Source organism: Streptomyces katrae, assembly GCF_002028425.1.
GTDB classification, from domain to species: Bacteria; Actinomycetota; Actinomycetes; order Streptomycetales; family Streptomycetaceae; genus Streptomyces; species Streptomyces katrae_A.
On record NZ_CP020042.1, the window covers coordinates 759,108 to 777,290 of the forward strand.

12 protein-coding genes are annotated in these 18,183 nt (G+C 75.3%); 4 read left to right on the top strand and 8 right to left on the bottom strand.

Features of this window, described 5'->3' with window-relative positions:
- Nucleotides 1–10: 10 nt before the first annotated feature.
- From B4U46_RS03590 to B4U46_RS03605, 4 genes are all read right to left on the bottom strand, one after another.
- Nucleotides 11–751, bottom strand: a complete 741-nt coding sequence (locus B4U46_RS03590) for an SOS response-associated peptidase (protein ID WP_079424003.1) — start codon at nt 749–751, stop codon at nt 11–13.
- A gap of 70 nt (nt 752–821) precedes the next feature.
- On the bottom strand, nt 822–1,118 hold the full coding sequence (locus B4U46_RS03595) for an SHOCT domain-containing protein (protein WP_079424005.1): 297 nt from the start codon (nt 1,116–1,118) through the stop codon (nt 822–824).
- Between the two features lie 147 nt (nt 1,119–1,265).
- Nucleotides 1,266–1,931: a response regulator gene (locus B4U46_RS03600; protein ID WP_079424006.1), complete on the bottom strand. Its 666-nt coding sequence runs from the start codon at nt 1,929–1,931 to the stop codon at nt 1,266–1,268.
- Entirely contained in the window at nt 1,928–3,133 is a 1,206-nt protein-coding gene (locus tag B4U46_RS03605) for a sensor histidine kinase (RefSeq protein ID WP_079424008.1), read from the bottom strand. Before B4U46_RS03605 ends, B4U46_RS03600 begins: the two co-directional genes overlap by 4 nt.
- Before the next feature lie 247 nt (nt 3,134–3,380).
- On the opposite strand from B4U46_RS03605, the gene B4U46_RS03610 reads away from it, so the two are divergent.
- The 3 genes from B4U46_RS03610 to B4U46_RS03620 all read left to right on the top strand — a co-directional run bounded on the left by B4U46_RS03610 (nt 3,381) and on the right by B4U46_RS03620 (nt 6,605).
- Nucleotides 3,381–3,632, top strand: coding sequence for a hypothetical protein (locus B4U46_RS03610; RefSeq protein WP_079424010.1), 252 nt, complete (start codon nt 3,381–3,383; stop codon nt 3,630–3,632).
- 168 nt (nt 3,633–3,800) lie between these two features.
- Nucleotides 3,801–4,301, top strand: coding sequence for a hypothetical protein (locus tag B4U46_RS03615; protein ID WP_167747567.1), 501 nt, complete (start codon nt 3,801–3,803; stop codon nt 4,299–4,301).
- 159 nt (nt 4,302–4,460) lie between these two features.
- Nucleotides 4,461–6,605 (top strand): SpoIIE family protein phosphatase, encoded by a 2,145-nt coding sequence (locus B4U46_RS03620; protein WP_079424014.1) that lies wholly within the window; start codon nt 4,461–4,463, stop codon nt 6,603–6,605.
- A 73-nt stretch (nt 6,606–6,678) separates the two neighbouring features.
- On the opposite strand, the gene B4U46_RS03625 is transcribed toward B4U46_RS03620, so the two are convergent.
- From B4U46_RS03625 to B4U46_RS03640, 4 genes are all read right to left on the bottom strand, one after another.
- Nucleotides 6,679–7,899, bottom strand: a complete 1,221-nt coding sequence (locus tag B4U46_RS03625; RefSeq protein ID WP_237292598.1) for a PP2C family protein-serine/threonine phosphatase — start codon at nt 7,897–7,899, stop codon at nt 6,679–6,681.
- Between the two features lie 100 nt (nt 7,900–7,999).
- On the bottom strand, nt 8,000–10,057 hold the full coding sequence (locus tag B4U46_RS03630) for a prolyl oligopeptidase family serine peptidase (protein WP_079424017.1): 2,058 nt from the start codon (nt 10,055–10,057) through the stop codon (nt 8,000–8,002).
- A 64-nt stretch (nt 10,058–10,121) separates the two neighbouring features.
- Nucleotides 10,122–11,036: an oxidoreductase gene (locus B4U46_RS03635; protein WP_079424018.1), complete on the bottom strand. Its 915-nt coding sequence runs from the start codon at nt 11,034–11,036 to the stop codon at nt 10,122–10,124.
- 175 nt (nt 11,037–11,211) lie between these two features.
- Nucleotides 11,212–14,451, bottom strand: a complete 3,240-nt coding sequence (locus B4U46_RS03640; RefSeq protein ID WP_079424020.1) for a TIM-barrel domain-containing protein — start codon at nt 14,449–14,451, stop codon at nt 11,212–11,214.
- Between the two features lie 2,027 nt (nt 14,452–16,478).
- Between B4U46_RS03640 and B4U46_RS03645 the strand changes: the two genes are divergently transcribed.
- Complete coding sequence (locus B4U46_RS03645; RefSeq protein ID WP_167747568.1) at nt 16,479–18,173, top strand: serine hydrolase; 1,695 nt, start codon at nt 16,479–16,481, stop codon at nt 18,171–18,173.
- Nucleotides 18,174–18,183 lie beyond the last annotated feature (10 nt).

The following is an 18,183-nucleotide window of genomic DNA, read 5'->3' on the forward strand; positions in this document are numbered from 1 at the left end:
AGGGCGGCCGTCACCGTGCGCCGGGGGCGTCGGCCAGGAGTTCGGGGCCGTTGTTGCGGACGTTGTTGACCGCCGTGGTGACCGCGCGGGCCGCCAGGCGGCCCGCGGCCGGGGTGGTCAGGAGGGCGCGCAGGGCGGACGGGTCCTCGTGCGCGGGGTCGAGCCAGGCGTCGTAGTGCGCCGGGGTGACGGCCAGCGGCATGCGGGGGTGGACGCGGCCCGCGGCGTCGGTGGCCTCGGTTGTGATGACGGTGCAGGTCGACCACCAGGCGGCCGGGTCCTCCGGGTCCGGGACGTCGGGGTCGCGCCAGAACTCGTACAGGCCCGCCATCGCCATCACCGAGCCGTCCTGCGGGCTGATGAAGTAGGGCTGCTTGTAGGCCTTCGCGGTGGCGGTCGCCGGGACGGCCTCCCACTCGTAGAAGCCGTCGGCGGGCAGCAGGCAGCGGCGTCTGGCGAAGGCACGGCGGTAGGCGGGCTTCTCCGCCACCGTCTCGACCCGGGCATTGATCATTCTGGCCCCGCCGTCCGGGCTCTTGGACCAGGACGGCACCAGCCCCCAGCGAAGGGCCCGCAACTGCCGCTCCAGGACCCCGCTCTGCCGGTCCGCCCGCTCCAGCACCGCCCACACCGGGTCGGTGGGGGCGACGTTCCAGCTGGGCGGGAGGACCAGGTCGGGGGCGGGCGGGACGGCGTCGAAGAGGCCCGTCAGGTCCTCGGGGCTGCGAGTGGAGACGTAACGGCCGCACATGGCCCCAGCCTCCCACGCGCCGCCGGCCCGGGCGCGGCGCCGGGTGGGCGGGTCGGGCCGGCGGGCCGGGTCAGGCCGGGCCGTCCTTGAGGGGGCGGCCGAACTGCTCGTCCAGGACGGAGAGGCGGCGCCAGTACTCGTCTTCGTCGATCTCGCCGGAGGCGAAGCGCCGGCCCAGGACGGCGATCGGCGAGGGGCCGCCGTACGCGGCCTCGCGGGCCGCCTGCCACGGTGCCCGGCGGCCGCCGCGCCAGGCGGTGCGGCGCAGCACGGTGACGACCGTGACCACGACCGCCGCCCAGATCAGGGGGGCGAACAGGATCCACGGGCCGGGTCCGTCGTAGGCGAGGGTGGTGAGGGGGTTCATGGTGGTTCAGCTCCTCGGGAGTGCCGGTGTCTCGTTCTGGTCCGAGAGTGGCCCCCGGGAGGGGTCCGGGGCGTCGTACGGCCGGCTGCACCTCGGGTACTTCCGCGGGAGTACGCGGGATCGGGGAGCGGGGGGACGGGGCGGTCGTCAGCCCAGCCAGCCCGGCCGGACCAGGCCGGACTCGTAGGCCAGGACCACCAGCTGGGCCCGGTCGCGGGCGCCCAGCTTGACCATCGTGCGGCTGACGTGCGTCTTCGCGGTGAGCGGGCTGACGACCAGGCGGCGGGCGATCTCCTCGTTGGACAGGCCCATGCCGACCAGGGCCATGACCTCCCGCTCACGGTCGGTGAGCCGCTCCAGCCCCTCGGCGGAGGCCGGTTCGCGGGACCGGGCGGCGAACTCGGAGATCAGGCGGCGGGTGACGCCCGGGGAGAGCAGGGCGTCTCCGGCGACCACCGCCCGCACCGCGCGCAGGAGTTCCGCGGGCTCGGTGTCCTTGACCAGGAAGCCGGAGGCGCCGGCACGGATCGCCTCGAAGACGTACTCGTCGAGCTCGAAAGTCGTCAGCATGACCACCCGGGTGCCTGCGAGCGTGCCGTCGGCGGTGATGGCGCGGGTGGCGGCGAGCCCGTCGGTTTCCGGCATGCGGATGTCCATCAGGACCACGTCGGGGCGCAGTTCCCGGGCCAGCCGGACCGCCTCCCGCCCGTCGGCCGCCTCGCCGGTCACCTCGATGTCGGGCTGGGCGTCGAGCAGGGCCCGGAACCCTGCGCGTACGAGCAGCTGGTCGTCGGCGAGGAGGACGCGGATCACGGGGCCTCCCGGTCGGGGTCGGGGTCCAGCGGGAGGGTCGCCCGTATACGGAAGCCGCCGTCGGGGCGCGGGCCGGCCTCGATGCCGCCGCCGAGGGCGGCGGCCCGCTCCCGCATCCCGGCGAGGCCGTTGCCGCTGCCGCCGGCGGGGCTGCCGGTGGCCGGGCCGTCGTCGTCGACCCGCAGTTCAAGGGCCTCGGGCCGCCAGCCGATGCGGATGCGGGCGGTGCGCGATCCGGAGTGCCGTACGACGTTCGTCAGGGCCTCCTGGAGGATGCGGAAGGCGGCGAGGTCCGCTCCCGGCGGCAGGGTCCGGGCCCGCCCGACGGTCTCGGTATCGACCCTGAGCCCCGTGGCTGCGGCCTGCTCGACCAGCTCGGGGAGCCGGTCGAGGCCCGGGGCCGGGGCACGCGGGGCGGCGCCGGGGGCGCGGAGGGTGTCGAGGGCCTGGCGGATTTCGCCGAGCGCCTCCTTGCCGGCGGCCTTGATGGTGGTCAGGGCCGTGCGGGCCTGCTCGGGGTCGGTGTCGAGCAGGGCCAGTCCCACCCCCGCCTGGACGTTGATCACCGAGATGCTGTGGGCGAGGACGTCATGCAGCTCGCGGGCGATCCGCAGCCGTTCCTCGTCGGCCCGGCGGCCCGCGGCGGCCGCCCGCTCGGCCCGCTCGCGCGCCCACTGCTCGCGGCGCAGCCGGACCAGCTCGAAGACGGCGAACATGGCGAGCACCCAGGCCGTGACGCCCAGCTCCTGCCCCCAGGGGGCCGGACCGTCCCCCGCGGGAGGCAGCCGGCGGTACAGCCAGTGGGCGATGAGCAGGTGCCCGGCCCAGAGCAGGCCCGCCGCGCCCCAGGCGGCCCCGCGGTGCCCGGCGACGACGGCCGCGAAGCAGGCCACCGCCACGGCGGCGAAAACGGGGCCGTACGGGAAGCCGGCCGCGAGGTACACCAGGGTGACGGCGCTGACCCCGTACGCGACGGCGACCGGGTACCGGTGCCGTACCACCAGCAGGGCGGGGCCGGTCAGGAGCAGGATCCGGGCGAAGGCGTCCAGCGGGACCCGGCCGGTGTGCGCCTGCGCGGCCCATCCGGAGCCGGCCTGGGCGACGACGGCGACGAGCAGCGCGGACCGCCAGGCCGGGCCCCGCCCGGTCCGCTGCACCCACTGCCGCCACGGGGGTCCCGGGCGTACGCTCCGCGTTTCCATACGATCACGCTAGACCGGCCCCGCCCTCACCCGCGTCACCCGGGCGTAGCGTTCCCGGCGTACTCCCCAGGTAGTACACCGGTGTACGCCGCCCCGGGCGGCGGCGGCCGGGACCCCGCGCCCGGGCCCGGGCCGCCCGCCCGGACTCCGGCACTCCCGCCCCGTCCTCGGCCGCCCCGCCCGGAGCGCCCGGCCGGCCGGATCCCGTCCGGATGCGCCCGGCCCGGGCCGGATCCACGGTGGAGGGATGGAGCACGCGCCGATCGTCGTACACCGTGTCTCGCCGTCGGGCGGCCGCCGGGTGAGCCTGCGCACCGAGGGCCGCGAGACGGTCCTGGGCGTCGCGCACTCGGACCCCGACGTCATCGAGTTCCTGCGCCGCGCCGAGGTACCGGACCCCGACGAGGTGGTCCTCGGCGGCACGCTCCCGCTGATCGAATGGCAGGGCGACGCCCCGCACGTGTACGAGGCCGAGACGGCCGCCGCCGACCTCCCCTGACACCGCGCGCTCCCCGCCCCGGCCCGCCGGTGGGCGTCGCATTCCGGCCATACTTGACACGGGCATGACATCACTCGCGACTTCTCAAGACCCCTGTGGCACGCTCCCTGCGCACTCGGTACCGCCCTCGCACCACACCCCCACAAGGACGTGCCACAGAGGAGCGACATGATCAACCGCGCGAAACTCGCCATAGCGGCCCTGGCCCTCGCGGCCACCGTCGGCAGCATCACGAGCGCCGCAGCCCTCGGCCCCACCGCCGACCAGCAGGCCGACGGCGTCATCGTGGTGGCGGGCAACACCTGCACCTGGACCAACGCCCGCACCAGCGCCAATCCCCCCAGCGCCCTCACCGTCGACCGCACCAGCATCAACAAGCCCGGCGGCAACCTCGCCTGCGACGGCGGGATCACCGCCTCCCTCAACAACAACCCGGCCTTCACGTTCGACGACGCGACCGCCACCGCCCGCACGGACCTGATCGACATCACCGGCCAGCAGAGCTTCGTCTCCTGCCGCTACAAGGCCACGAACATCGTGTGGGACCGTGACGGGAGCACCCGCAAGTACGTCAACCGGGCCTTCACCGCCACCAAGGCCTCGGGCAGCTTCCTGTGCCCGGCCTCGGTCACGACGGCGGCCGGCGGCGCCTCCATGCTCTTCCACTGACCGCCCGGCCGGGGGTGCCGCCCGGCGCGGCGGCGCCCCCGGCCCTCACCCACTTCCCTCGCCCCCGGCCCCACCGGTCCCGATGGCCCCCGCCGGGTCGCCGGGCCCGGCGCGGGGCCTCAGCATGGAAGGAGCTCCGTCCGGGTGAGGAGGCCGGTGATGGCCGATGCGCAGCCCGCTCCGCCGGCCGAAGGCCCCGGGGACGAGCCCCCCGCGCCCGCGCCCGGCCCCGCCGCGCCCCCGCCGGCCCCGGCCCCGCAGCCGGGATCCCCGCCGGCCGGGTCCCCCTCGGCGGGCGGTCTCCTCGACGTCCTCGGGGTGGCCGCGGTGGTACTGGACGCCGAGGGCCGGATCCATCTGTGGAGCCCGCAGGCCGCCGCCCTGTTCGGCTACCCCGCCGAAGAGGCCCTGGGCCAGTACGCGGCGACCCTGCTGGTGGCGGAGGACAACCGCGAGGAGGTGCTCGGCCTGTTCGCCCAGGTGATGGCGGGCCGGGGCGCCTGGGCGGGCACCTTCCCCGTCCGCCACCGCGACGGCCACACCGTGCTCGTCGAGTTCCGCAACATGAGGCTCCAGGCCGACCACGGCGGGACGTTCGCCCTCGGGCTCGCCTCGGAGCAGGCCACCCTGCGCCGGGTCGAACGCGACCTCGCCCTCTCCCTCCGGCTGGTCGACCAGTCCCCCATCGGCCTGGCCGTCCTCGACGCCGACCTGCGGTACGTCCTGGTCAACCCCGCCCTGGAACGGATCAACGGGGTGCCGTCCGAACGGCACCTCGGGCAGCGGATCGGCGACATCCTGCCCTTCGTCGACGCTCCGGCCGTCGAGGCACGGATGCGCGAGGTCATGGAGAGCGGCGTGCCGGTGCTGGACAACTTCACCACCGGCACGATCTCCGAGGACGAGGGCGAACGCGCCTGGCTGCTGTCCATCTACCGGCTGGAGGACCAGTCCTCCCGGGTGATCGGCGTCGCCGTGTCGGTGGTGGACGTGACCGAACAGCACCGGGTCGCGGTCTCCGCGGCCCACGCCCGGCGCCGCCTGTCACTGATCGCGGACGCCTCCGTGCGCATCGGCACCACCCTCGACCTGGACATCACCGCCCGGGAGCTGGCCGACGTCGCCGTGCCGGAGATCGCCGACATCGCCGCCGTCGACGTCCTCGACACCGTGCTCACGGGCGGCCGTCCGGGCGACGGAGCCGACGACCGGACCGTGCGGTTCCGGGCGCTGGCGGTCAAGGCCGGCTACCGCACCCCCGCCGAGGACGCCGCCGACCCCGTCGGGGACGTGGCCCTGTACCGCACCGACCGGCTGGTGGCACGCTGCGCCCGCACCGCCCGGCCCGTCCTCGTCCCGCACGTCACCGCGGAGGACCTGCCGCGCATCGCCCGCGACGAGGAGGCCGCCCGGCAACTGGCCGAGGCGGGGGTGCACTCGTACCTCGCGGTCCCGCTGATCGCCCGCAGCCAGGTACTGGGCACCCTCGACCTCAAGCGGGCCCGCAACCCCGTACCGTTCGGCCAGGACGACGTGCTGCTCGCCGCCGAACTGGCCGCCCACGCCGCCGTGTCCATCGACAACGCCCGCTGGTACCAGCGCCAGCGCCACGCCGCCCTCGCCCTCCAGCGCCATCTGCTTCCGCAGCACCCGCCGGACGCCCCCGGCCTGGACATCGCCTACCGGTACCAGCCGGCCGGAGCGGCCGACGAGACCGGCGGCGACTGGTTCGACGTCATCCCGCTCACCGGCGACCGGACCGCGCTGGTCGTCGGCGACGTGATGGGCAGCGGCATCAACGCCGCCGCGACGATGGGACAGCTGCGCGCCACCGCCCGGGCGCTGGGCCGCCTCGGCCTCGATCCGGCGACGGTCCTCACCCACCTCGACGCGGCGACGGCCGACCTGGGCGAGGCCATGGCCACCTGCGTCTACGCCGTCTACGACCCGCACTCACGGCTCTGCCACATCGCCACGGCCGGCCACCTGCCGCCCGTGCACCTGCGCAGCGGGCGCCAGCCGAGGCTGGTCCAGCTGACCACGGCCGTGCCGCTGGGGGTCGGCGGCGTCCCCTTCCACACCACGGCGTTCACCCTGGACCAGGGCGACGAGCTCGTCCTCTACACGGACGGGCTGGTCGAGACCCGTGACCAGGACATCGACACCCGGCTGCTGACCCTGACCGACCTGCTGGCGGGCCCGCACCGCCCGATCGAGGAGACCTGCGACCTGCTGCTGTCGGCCCTGCGCCGTCCCGACACGCACGACGACGTCGTCCTGCTCATCGCCCGCGCCCACGCCTGAGCCCGCCTCGCGCCCGAGACCGCCCCACGCCCGAGACCGCCCGACGGGTGCGCGGGTGCGCGGGTGCGCGGGCTCACGGGTGCGCGGGCGGCCGGGAGCGGATCCTGGCCGTGAGGACGGCGACGTCGTCCTCGGCGTGGCGGGCGTCCAGGCCCGCCACCAGCGCCTCCACGGCCTCCGCCGGGCTCGCGCGGGCCGGCAGCCGCAGGGCCGTCAGGCGGGCCAGGGAGTCGTCGATGTCCTCGCCGCGCCGTTCCACGAGCCCGTCGGTGTAGAGCACCAGGGTCTCCTCCTCGGTGAGGGGGTGCGCCGCGGACTCGTACCCGCCCAGGCCCGTGCCGAGCGGCGGCCCGACCGGCACGTCCAGCAGCCGGCCGGTGCCGTCGGCGGCGAACACCGCGGGCGGCAGGTGGCCGGCGTTGGCGAAGAGGGCGGTGCCGCGCGCCGGGTCGACGCGGGCGAGCAGGCAGGTGGCGGGGCGGCGGGCCGCGTCCTCGGCGACCAGGGCGTCGAGCTGGCGCAGCACGCGGTGCGGGGCGAGCTCGGTGGAGGCGACCTCGCGCAGGGTGGAGCGGTAGGCGTTCATGTCGACGGCGGCGTCCAGGCCGTGGCCCATCACGTCGCCGACGACCAGCAGGGTCCGCCCGAAGTGCAGCCGGACCGTCTCGAACCAGTCGCCGCCGACCAGGGCGCTCGGTCCGACGGGCAGGTAGCGGCCGGCGATCAGCAGGTTGGGGTGGGGGCGGCCGGGTTCGGCGACGAGGGCCCGCTGGAGGTCGAGCGCGACGCGTTCGGTGGCGGCGAGCCGGCGGGCGTGGCGGATGTGCACGGCCGCGACCCGTGCCGCGAAGTGCAGGGCGGCGGCCTCGTGGTCGGTGAAGGCGGTGCCGGTGCGCACCGCGAGGAGGGTGCCGTACGAGGTCCCGTGCCGGGTCAGCGCCACGGACAGGCCGTGCACCGGGGAGCCACCGGGGCGCAGGGTCCAGCTGCGCAGCGGGTGGCCCTCGTCGACCGCGCGGACGGCGGGCCGTCCGGCGGGCACCGGGGCGGGAGCGGGGGCACGGAGCAGGCCGACGGCCCCGGCCGCGGCGACGCGTTCGGTGCGGCCCTCGACGGTCAGGTCGACGGCCGCCGCGTCGCCCAGGGTGCGCAAGACGAAAGCGGCGAGTTCCCGGCAGGTGGTCGTCTCGTCGTCGCCGGTGCCGATGGCCTCCAGGGTCTCGGCCGGCGACGGCGTCCGGTGCGCGGCCCCGTGGCGGGTCCGGCCGGTGGGGTGCCCGTCGCGATCCGACACGTGTCCTCCTCTCCCGCGCCCGGCAGGCGGCCCGGTGCGGGCCGCCTGCCGGTCCATTCCACCAGGCCGGGGGCGGCGGGCGGGGCAGCGCGCCGGTCGGTCACCTCGGCGGGGTCAGGCGCTCCCGGAGGAAGGTGTGCACCAGGGCTTCGTTGAAGGCGGTCTGCTGGTGGTCGGTGGCTCCGGAGTGGCCGCCGCCGAGGTGCTCGTGGAAGAGGACCGGGTGCCCGAGTTCCCGCAGCCGGGCGGCCATCTTGCGGGCGTGGCCGGGGTGGACCCGGTCGTCGCGGGTGGAGGTGAGCAGCAGCAGGGGCGGGTACGGGGGGCCGTCGGCGCGGATCCGGTGGTAGGGGGAGATGGCTTCGAGGTGGGGCCGGTCCGCCGGGTCGTCGGGGTCGCCGTACTCGGCGGTCCAGCTGGCTCCGGCGAGGAGCTTGTGGAAGCGGAGCATGTCGAGGAGCGGGACGTGGGCGACGACCGCGCCGAACAGCCCGGGTTCGCGGGTGAGCATGGCGCCCATCAGGAGGCCGCCGTTGCTGCCGCCCTCGATGCCGAGCTGGGCGGGGGTGGTGATGCCGCGGGCGGTGAGGTCGCGGGCGACGGCGGCGAAGTCCTCGTAGGCCCGGACCCGGTTCGCGCCGAGGGCGGCCTGGTGCCAGGCAGGCCCGTACTCGTGGCCGCCGCGGATGCCGGCGACGACGTACGTGCCGCCGCGTGCGAGCCAGGCCCGGCCGGTGACGGCGCTGTAGGAGGGGACCATGGAGATCTCGAAGCCGCCGTACCCGTAGAGCAGGGCCGGACCGGGGCCGGGGCGGTCCTCGGGGCCGACGACGAAGTAGGGCACGCGGGTGCCGTCGGGCGAGGTGGCGAAGTACTGGCTGACGGTGAGCCCGGCGGTGTCGAAGAGGGCGGGGGCCTGCTTCAGGACCTCCAGGCCGGCGGTCCCGGCGACGCCCCGGTAGAGGGTGGAGGGCTGGAGGTGGCCGGTGACGTCGAGGAAGTACTCGTCGCTCTCGTCCGGGTCGGTGCAGGTCACCGTGGCCGTCGACAGGGGCGGTACGCCGGTGAGCGGGGCTCGGGTCCAGCCGTCCGGGCCGGGGGTCAGGAGCTCCAGGCGCGAGGAGACGTCGGCGCGGGTGCTCAGGATGAGGTGGTGGCGGGTCCAGCTGTAGCCGGCGAGGGCGGTGCGCTCGTCCGGGGTGAACAGGACCTGCGGGGTGCGGTCGCCGGCCCGGTAGGCGTCGAAGCCGAAGGCGAGGAGGCTGCCGGCGGGGTGTCCGAGCCAGGGCGAGCGGGGGTTGACGAGGAGCCAGTCGCGGTGGACGCCGGTGCCGGCGTCGTCCGGTACGTCGATCTTCTCCGGCGGGGCCGCGCCGTCCTCGGGGAGGAGGAACAGCTCCTGGTTCCAGAAGTCGATGTTCCGGACGGCGAAGTCCCGTTCGAAACCGGGGGTGTGGTCGCGCCAGCCGGTGGCGGAGAGGTCGGTGGGCCGGCCCTCGTAGACGAGTTCGGCCTCGTGCAGGGGGGTGCCGCGGCGCCAGCGGCGGACCTGGAGGGGGTAGCCGGAGGGGGACAGGGTGGCGGGGCCGAAGTCGGTGCCGATCCAGAGGTGGTCGGGGTCGATCCAGCCGACGCGGGTCTTGGCCTCCTCGACGGTGAAGCCGTCCTCGACGAACTCCAGCGTCTCCAGGTCGAACTCGCGGACCACGCAGGCGTCGGCGCCGTCGCGGGACAGCATGACGAGGGCGTGCCGGTGGCCGGGAGCCAGGACGCTGCTGCCGGCCCAGGCCCACTTCTCGCCCTCCGCTTCGGCGAGCGCGTCCAGGTCGAGGACGGTCTCCCAGTGCGGCCGCTCGGTGCGGTACTCCTCCAGGGCGGTGCGGCGCCAGATGCCGCGCAGCCGGTCGGCGTCCTGCCAGAAGTTGTACAGGTGGGGGCCGCGCCGGACGGTGTAGGGGATCCGGCCGTCGTCGTCGAGGACCTCGCGCACCTCGCGTTCCACGATCTTGAACCCGGGGGCGGCGGTCAGCGCGGCGACGGTCTCCGCGTTGCGCTCCCGCACCCAGGCGAGGGCGGCCTCGCCGGTCACGTCCTCCAGCCAGAGGTAGGGGTCGTGGGGGGAACCGGGCGCGGGGACGCGGGGGGCTTCATCGCTCATCCGCCGATTGTGCCGGACGCGGCCGGGGAGGACGGGCGCCCCCGCCCGCCCCGGCTCCCGGGGTCTAGGCCCCGGTGTGGTGGAGGGTGTCCAGGCGGGCCAGGTCCTCCTCGGTCAGGCGCAGGGCGCCGGCGGCCACGTTGGCCTCGAGGTGGGCGGGGTTGCCGGTGCCGGGGATGGCCAGCATGTGGGGCCCCCGGTGCAGGGTCCAGGCGAGGCGGACCTGTGCGGTGCTCGCCCCGTGGGCCCGGGCGACGGCCAGCAGCTGCTCGCTCTCGGCGCTGCCGGCGCCGCCTTCGGCCCCGGAAGCGGCGATCGAGAAGAAGGGCACGAAGGCGATGCCCTGCTCGCCGCAGAAGCGGACGAACCGGTCCTGCTCCGGGCGGACGCCGATGCCGTACATGTTCTGCACGCAGACGACCGGGGCGACCGCCCTGGCCTCGGCGAGCTGCTCGGGGGTGACGTTGGAGACGCCGAGGTGGCGGATGAGGCCGGCCTCGCGGAGCTCGGCGAGGGCGCCGAAGCGGTCGCTGACGGAGTCGGTGCCGTTCACGCGCAGGTTGACCAGGTCGAGGTGGTCGCGGCCGAGCTGGCGGAGGTTCTCCTCGACCTGGCCGCGCAGCTCCCGCGGGGTGCGGGCGTGTTCGCTCCACTCCCCCGAGGGTGCGCGGTGGGGGCCGACCTTGGTGGCGATGACCAGGTCGTCCGGGTAGGGGCCGCCGAGGGCGCTCCTGATCAGCTCGTTGGCGGAGCGGAGCGGGGAGAAGTAGAAGGCGGCGGTGTCGATGTGGTTCACGCCGAGCTCGACGGCGCGGCGCAGCACGGCGATGGCCCGGGCGCGGTCGCTGGACAGGGAACCGGCCTGGAGGGCGGGCCCGTCCTGGGGCACGCGCATCGCCCCGAAGCCGATCCGGTTGACCGTCATGTCCCCCAGTGTCCAGGTGCCCGAGGCGGCTGCGGTGATCGTTTCTGTGGTCATCCGGGGATGATCTCCCGCGCGGCGGGCTCAGCACCAGGGGGGCATCTCCTTTCGCCCCGGACGCCGCCCCGCCACGTCCCCGCCCTGTCGCCGCGCGCATCGGCGTGGCTGGGCGGGAGGGGACGGGGCCCGGTGGCCGCGGGTGCGCGGGCTGCGTCGGGGACGCGGGGTGGCGTCAGGGGGTGAAGGTCCAGCGTTGGGACGGGGTGGCCTTGCAGGGGGCGCGGGTGAGGGCGGAGCCGTTGGCGGTCAGGCACTGGCCGGTGGTGCGCAGGCTGCCGTCCGGGCCGGGTTGCCAGGTCTGGGCGGGGGTGCCCGCGCAGGGCTGGACGGTGATGCGGGCCGGGTCGGCGGCGTCGAGGCAGACGCCGTTGAGGCCGGTGAGGCGGCCGTCGCTCTGGAGGGTCCAGCGCTGGTTGGGGCCGCCGTGGCAGGAGTAGAGGGTCGGCACGGTGCCCGGGGTGGTGGCGCTGTGGGGGAGGTCGAGGCAGGTCGCGGTGGCCGCGTTGACGAGGGTGGCGTCGGCGGGGAGGGGGGTGGGGCGGCCGGTGAGGGTGATTTCCGCGGCGCTGGTCCACGGGCCCCTGCCCCCGGCTTCGGTCAGGGCGCGCAGGCGCAGGTAGCGGCCCGTGCGGGGGGCCAGGGTGACGGATTTCGCGGTCGCGGTGTCGGCGAAGGTGCCGGTGGCGGCCGGGGTGCCCCAGTCGGTGGTGGTGTCGGAGACGTAGACCTCGTAGCCGCCGATCCGGCCGTTGACGCCGCCGTCCTGGCGCGGCAGGTAGCCGAGGCCGTCGACGGTGTAGCGGGCGCCGAGGTCGATGCGGATCTCGTGCGGCAGGGGGGCCGGCTTGTTGGAGGACCAGGCGGTGTGCCAGAGGGTGGCGGGGTTGCCGTCGAAGGCGTTGACGGCGGCCCCGTTCTCCGCGGCCGTCTCCTGGCTGTCGGCGGAGAGCAGGGTCCAGGCGGACTGGGAGATGGGGGACGAGGTGGTCGGGATCGGGTCGGCGGCGGGGAGGGTGGTGCCGGTGGCGGTGACCGTGAAGGCGGCCGTCCTGGTCCCGGTCTTGACCCAGAGGACGCCGCCCCGGTCGGCCGGGTCGAAGAACCAGCCGGTGGTGGCCGAGTCGTAGGCGGCCTTGCTCGCCAGACGGGTGAGGGCCGTGCCGTCCAGGGTGAGGGCGGTGGGCGCGGTGGCCACGTGGAGGGTCAGCTCGTAGCCGCGGCCGGCGGGCTGTCCGGCGTAGCTGCCGGTGGGGGCGCCGACGGAGACGCTGACCGTGCCGGAGCCGCTCGCCGGGGCGGTGACGTCGACGCGCTGGCGGGCGTAGGCGCCCGAGGCGTAGGCGCGGGTGCGGCCGTCGTCCTCGTACAGGCTGAAGGAGGACGTGCCGCGGGGGTGGATGTCGTAGGTGAGGGTGGAGAGGGGTTTTTCGCCGCTGTAGTTCATCTGCGGCCACATCGGGACGACGGCACCGCCCTTGACGAAGAGGGGCAGGGTGTCGAGGGGGGCCTGGTAGCCGTTCAGCCAGCCGGGTCCGGCGTACGTCCTGCCCGTCCAGTAGTCCGTCCAGGTTCCGGCGGGCAGGTAGATGCCGTCGCGGACGGAGGTGTCGGAGACGACGGGGGCGACGAGGAAGGAGTCCCCGGCCATGAACTGGCCGCTGGTGAGGTTGCCGCGGGCCACCGGGTCGTCGGGGTACTCCAGGACCATGGCACGGGTGCTCGGGACTCCGGTGTCGTGGGCGACGCGGCTCATCGTGTACAGGTAGGGCATCAGCCGCATCTTGAGCTGGAGGTACTTGCGGTTGACGGAGAGGTACGGCTCGGCGAAGCGCCAGGGCTGCTTGTCCTGGTAGCCGGCGGACGGGTTGGTCGCGCCCCAGCCGGACATGGTCATGAAGGCGGGGGTGAAGGCCTTCCACTGGAGGTCGCGGACGTACGTCTTGGGGCTGCCTCCGAAGATGCCGTCGACGTCGCCGGAGGCGTAGTTGATGCCGGACAGGCCGGCTCCGGCGATGGCGGGGACGTGCCAGCGCATGTCGTCCCAGGTGCCGTTCGTGTCCCCGGTCCAGACGACGGCGTTGCGCTGGGTGCCGGCCCAGCCGTCGACGGTCCAGACGTAGCGGCGGGCGTCGGAGTTCTTCTCGATGCCGTCGACGGCCTGCTGGACGCCCTGGAAGGCGGTCTTGTAGCCGCCGCCGATCCAGGCCACGTCGGTCTTGACGCCGCGAGAGCCGGCCGTGCCCACCTCGTCGGCGATGGAGCCGAGGCCGGTGGAGGTCCACAGGCCGGTCTGGAAGCCCTTGGCCTTCAGGGCGTCGACCGTGGACTTCAGGGGCGCGGTGTAGCCGCAGCCGTAGCCGTCGTTGGGCAGGAACCAGCCCGAGGGCATGTCGGCGGCGCGGGCGTCGGCGGCGTAGCCGACCACGTCGGGGGTGGTCTGGTGGCGGAGCCTGCCGTGGTCGCCCTGGTAGGCGGGGTTGGAGGCGTTGAAGCAGTCGGCGTTGCCGAGTTCGAAGCCCCACATCGGCGCCATGAAGGGTTTGCCGCTGACGTCGGTGTAGGCGTCGAGGACGGATTTGAGGGAGTCGCCGGTGAAGTACCAGGCGTCGAACCGGTTCTCGTCATGGGTGAGGGTGGTGGGCGAGTTGAAGGCGTACGAGCCGGGGGCCCAGGTGTTGCGCATGACGCCGTAGTCGTTGGTGGACATGTAGAAGGGGGCCGGGCTGGCGTTGTCGTTCTCGCGCCAGTTGTTGTCGACGGCCACGGGAACGGTCTTGTCGCGCAGCGCCCATTCGCCGAGGCGCAGGCCGGTGCCGTAGAACTGCTCGTCGGCGCCGCGGGCGAGGGTCTGGACGGTCTTGCCGCCGCCCCATTTGGTGGGCTGGGTCTCCTGCCAGACGGGGGTGGAGTCGTCGGCGCGGTAGACGGAGAACATCAGCGGCGACTTGCCGACGTGGATGGACAGGGAGCCGGTGGTGATCCGGTAGTAGGTGCCCGCGTCGGTGTAACTCGCGGCCACCGGGCCGAAGTCGGTGGTGGGGGCGAGGTCGGAACCGGCCGGGTCGTCGGTGAAGGAGCCGTCCGGGGACAGCCAGAGCCGGAAGATGTCGGCACGGGCGATGGACACCCGGGCCTTGGCTCCGCTGGTGGTGCTCACGGTGAAGGTGCCGCCCGACTGGGACAGGGCGGTGACCGAGCCGGCGGTGGAGGACGGGGCGGCGGGGGCGGCCGCCGCGCGGGCGGTGGCCGGGCCGGCGGCCGCGAGGCCCGCGACGGCCAGGGCGCCGGCGAGCAGGGCCGCGAGCCGGCTGCGGGCCCGGGTGCGGAGGTGCGGGGGGTGGTCGTGCCGGGTGCGGGGGTGGCCTTGCCTCGTGGTCGGTCTCGTCGTGCTCGGCGGAGGGGTCTGACTCATGGGGCAGCTCCTCGTGCGGTCCGGATGGCGGACTACCGCTTTGGCATGCACCCGGAAAGATAGCGACCCCGGCGGAGTTGGTGAAGGAACTTGCTCGAAGTGGTGCGTGACCGCGCAGTTTCGAGCAGCGGGGAGGGGCCAAAGGCCTGGCCGGGAAACGGCGTTTACCCCGGTCCCGGCCAGGGGAAGGCAGGGCAGGCAGACCGTCGGCAGGGCGGCCCCGGTCAGGATCAACAGGATTGCCTGCCGGCGCCGTTGGGCCGACGTGTGCGGTGGCGCGGCCCGGGGGCGGCTCGATGCCACAGGCCCGCAGCGCCTGCCTCCCCGGGAACGCCGGCCGGAGCCGGACGGCGCTCGGGGCGGGTCCGCGGCGGCCTCGATGAGCCCGCCGTGATGTCCGCGCGCTCCGGGCCGGCCCCGAGGGCGCTGGGCCGGGCCGGTCGGCAAGCGCGGCGCGCAGGGGCCGAATGCGCCGCCGCCCGGGGGTGGGAGTGCGAACGCCGGCCGAAGGTGCCCGTGCCGGGGCGGGGTTCGGGGCGGGGTTCGACGGGCCGTTCGCGTTCGACCACCTGTCGAGGGACCGGCTGCCGACGGGCCGTGAGGGGGTGGCGGCCGGCGCGACCGGGGCTGTCGGGCGGCCGAGTATGACCGAACGGTCACAGCCCGCCGGGCGCGGAACGCGGATGCCGGGTCGAACATCTAGGTGATCAGCGGGCCGGAGACGGCCGTGCCGACATGACGGCGAGACCGGCGCGGCCGGGTGTGAACAGCAAGGTGGCGTGGATGAAGGCGGAAACGGTGACGGGCGGCGACGGAACCCTTGTCCTGACCGGACGGGAAGGGGCCGACGCGGACGCCCGTGCCCGGGCCGGGCGGGAACAGGGCGGAGCGGAGCCGGAACCGGATACCGCCCCCGCGCCGGAGGGCACGCCGACCGCTGCCACACCGCCCCGGGACGCGGACTCCGCAGCACCGGAGGCCACGGAGCCCGGGGCCACCGACACCCCCGCCAGGACGGCACGGAACCAGGACGACGCCGACGAGCCGGACGCCGGGCGGGGGCCTGCGCGAGCGCAGACGGCCCCGGGTGGCAGCGCCGACGGCGGGCCGACCACACCCCGGAGCGAGGACTCCGCCGCACAGGACGGGCAAACCGACACCGACGCCCCGGCCCGGCGGAAGCCCGCGCCGGCGCAGACGCCGGCCGGCGGCGCCGACGGCGGGAAGGCCGACCCCGTCGAGCCGACCGCACCTCAGGACGAGGACTCCGCCGCGCAGGAGGGCACGCAGCAGGGGGCCGCTGACGCCCTTGCCGCGGGCGGGCAGGAGCCGGCCGACGCCGATGCCCCGGCCGGGCGGAAGCCCGCAGGCGCGAAGACGGCGCCGGGTGGCGCTGTCGAGGGCGACCCGGCCGGTGTCACGGAACCCTCGGCCACGGCCCGGGACACGGACTCCGCAGCGCCGAAGACCCCGGACCCGCGGAAGCCCCGGGACACCCACACCGTCGCAGGTGCCGGCGCCCCGGCGGTGGCAGAGCCCCGCAGCGGCTCCGCCGAAGGGGATTCCTCCCGCCCGACCGGATCCGTGGACGCGCGGGAGCAGAAGCAAACCCCCGCGGAGGAGGACTCCCGTCCGGCCGAGGACGAGATCACTGACCGGGGAACCGAGGCCGAGCCCGCAGCCGGGAACGCCCCGGCGGAGGATCCCCGTGCCGCGCCGGGCGACGCACCTGGCCGGGGGGCGGCAGCCGGGCCCGGAGCCACGGACACCACCCCGGCGGAGCGGGACGCCTCCGGCCCACGCGCCGACACCCCCGGCCCGGAAGCGCCGGAGGGCGCCCCTGCCACCCGGGCCGGTGCCACGGACGGAGAGGGCCCGGACGAGCACGAGCAGCAGGGATCGGCAGCCGGAGCCCGCGGCACGCGGACCGACGGTACCGACCCGCAGGCGGACGACGAGTCCGCGGCGGCCACCACCGGCGCCGGCCCGGCCAAGGCGGGCGGCGCGGCACCCGTGCGCCGTCCCACATGGGCGGAGCGGGGCGACCAGCCGGACGAGGAGGACCCGCGCCCTTCGGGGCGCGACGGTGGAGCCGCATCGGCCACGGAGGACCCGGACGGCACCGCACCCGCCCGCCGCCCCTCCTGGGCGAAGGGCGACGACGGGCCGGAGGAGGGGCGCAACACCCCGAGGAGCGGGCCCCGCACCGCCCCCGCGGGCCCGGGCCCGAGGACCGCGACGCCGCCGGGCCGAAGCCCGCGCCCGCCCCCGCGGCCCAGCCGTCGCCCCCGGCCCCGGAACCGACCCGGGAAGCCCCCCGCCCCGTACCCGAACCCACCCGGCAGGCCCCCCGCCCGGCCCTGGAACCCACCCGGCAGGCCCCCCGCCCCGTCCTCGAACCCACCCGGGAGACCCCCCGCCCGGCCCTCGACCTGCTCGCCGAGCTCACCAACACCCCTCCCCCGCCGGAGACCCCGGCCCGTACCCTCACGCGCCGCGTCAAGGTGTGGACCCCGATCGTGCTGCTGCTCGGGGCCGCCGTCGCGGGGGGCCAGATGCTGCGCCCGCTGCCGGCCCCGCAGCTCGTGGGAGCCCAGAACTCGGTCACCCTGGACGGCACGCTGTCCATCCCCTGGCCGGCCCAGGGTCAGGGGGCCGTCCGCCTCTCGGGATCCGGTGACATCGCGGCCTTCGGCGAGCAGAAGCCGGTGCCGACGGCCAGCGTGGCGAAGGTGATGACGGCGTACGTCATCCTCCGGGACCACCCGCTCCGCAAGGACGAAGCCGGTCCCCAGATCGAGATCGACGCGCAGGCGGCCGCCGAGAGCAATTCCGACGACGAGTCGCGGATCAAACACCTCACGGCCGGCCAGAAGTTCAGCCAGCGGGAACTGCTCAAGATGGTGATGGTCCCGTCCGCCAACAACATCGCCCGCCTGCTCGCCCGCTGGGACGGCGGCAGCGGCGGCGAGGCGGCCTTCGTCGCGAAGATGAACGCGGCCGCCAGGGAACTGGGGATGCGGGACACCACGTACACGGACCCCAGCGGCCTGAACTCCGGCACGGTCAGCACCGCCGTCGACCAGCTCAAGCTCGCCGAGGCCGCGATGCAGGACGAGGTCTTCCGCGCGATCGTGACGGTGACCGACGAAAAGATCGATGGGGTGGCCGAGCCGCTCCACAACAGCAATGATCTGCTGTGGGTCAAGGGGCTGGGCAACAAGGGCATCAAGACCGGTTCCAGCACGGCCGCGGGCGGCACGCTGGTATGGGCCGCGGACAAGGCGGTCGGTGGCGAGACCCCGCTGGTCATCGGCGCGCTGATGGACCAGCACGCACCCCCTCCGGACCCCTATGCCGGCAAGAGCCTCGCCCTGGTGCTGGAGAACAGCCGCAAGGTCATCGAGGCCGTCCGCAAGGCCCTCGCCGCCACTCCCGTGATCCACAAGGGGCAGACGGTCGGCCACGTCTCCGACGGGCTCGGGGGCCGGACCCCGCTCGTCGCGACGAAGGACCTCTCGGTGATCGGGGTACCGGGCCAGCGGCTGCGGCTCACGCTCGGCACGGCCGGCGGGAAGCCCGTTCCGCACGAGGCCGCGGCGGGCACCGAGGTGGGTGTGCTGACCGTGGGAGACGGTCCGGGCGCGAAGACGGTCCCGGTCGCGGTGGGCACGGAGCTCGCGGAGCCCTCGTTCGGCACCCGAGTGACCCGGCTCTCCTGACGCCCCGTTC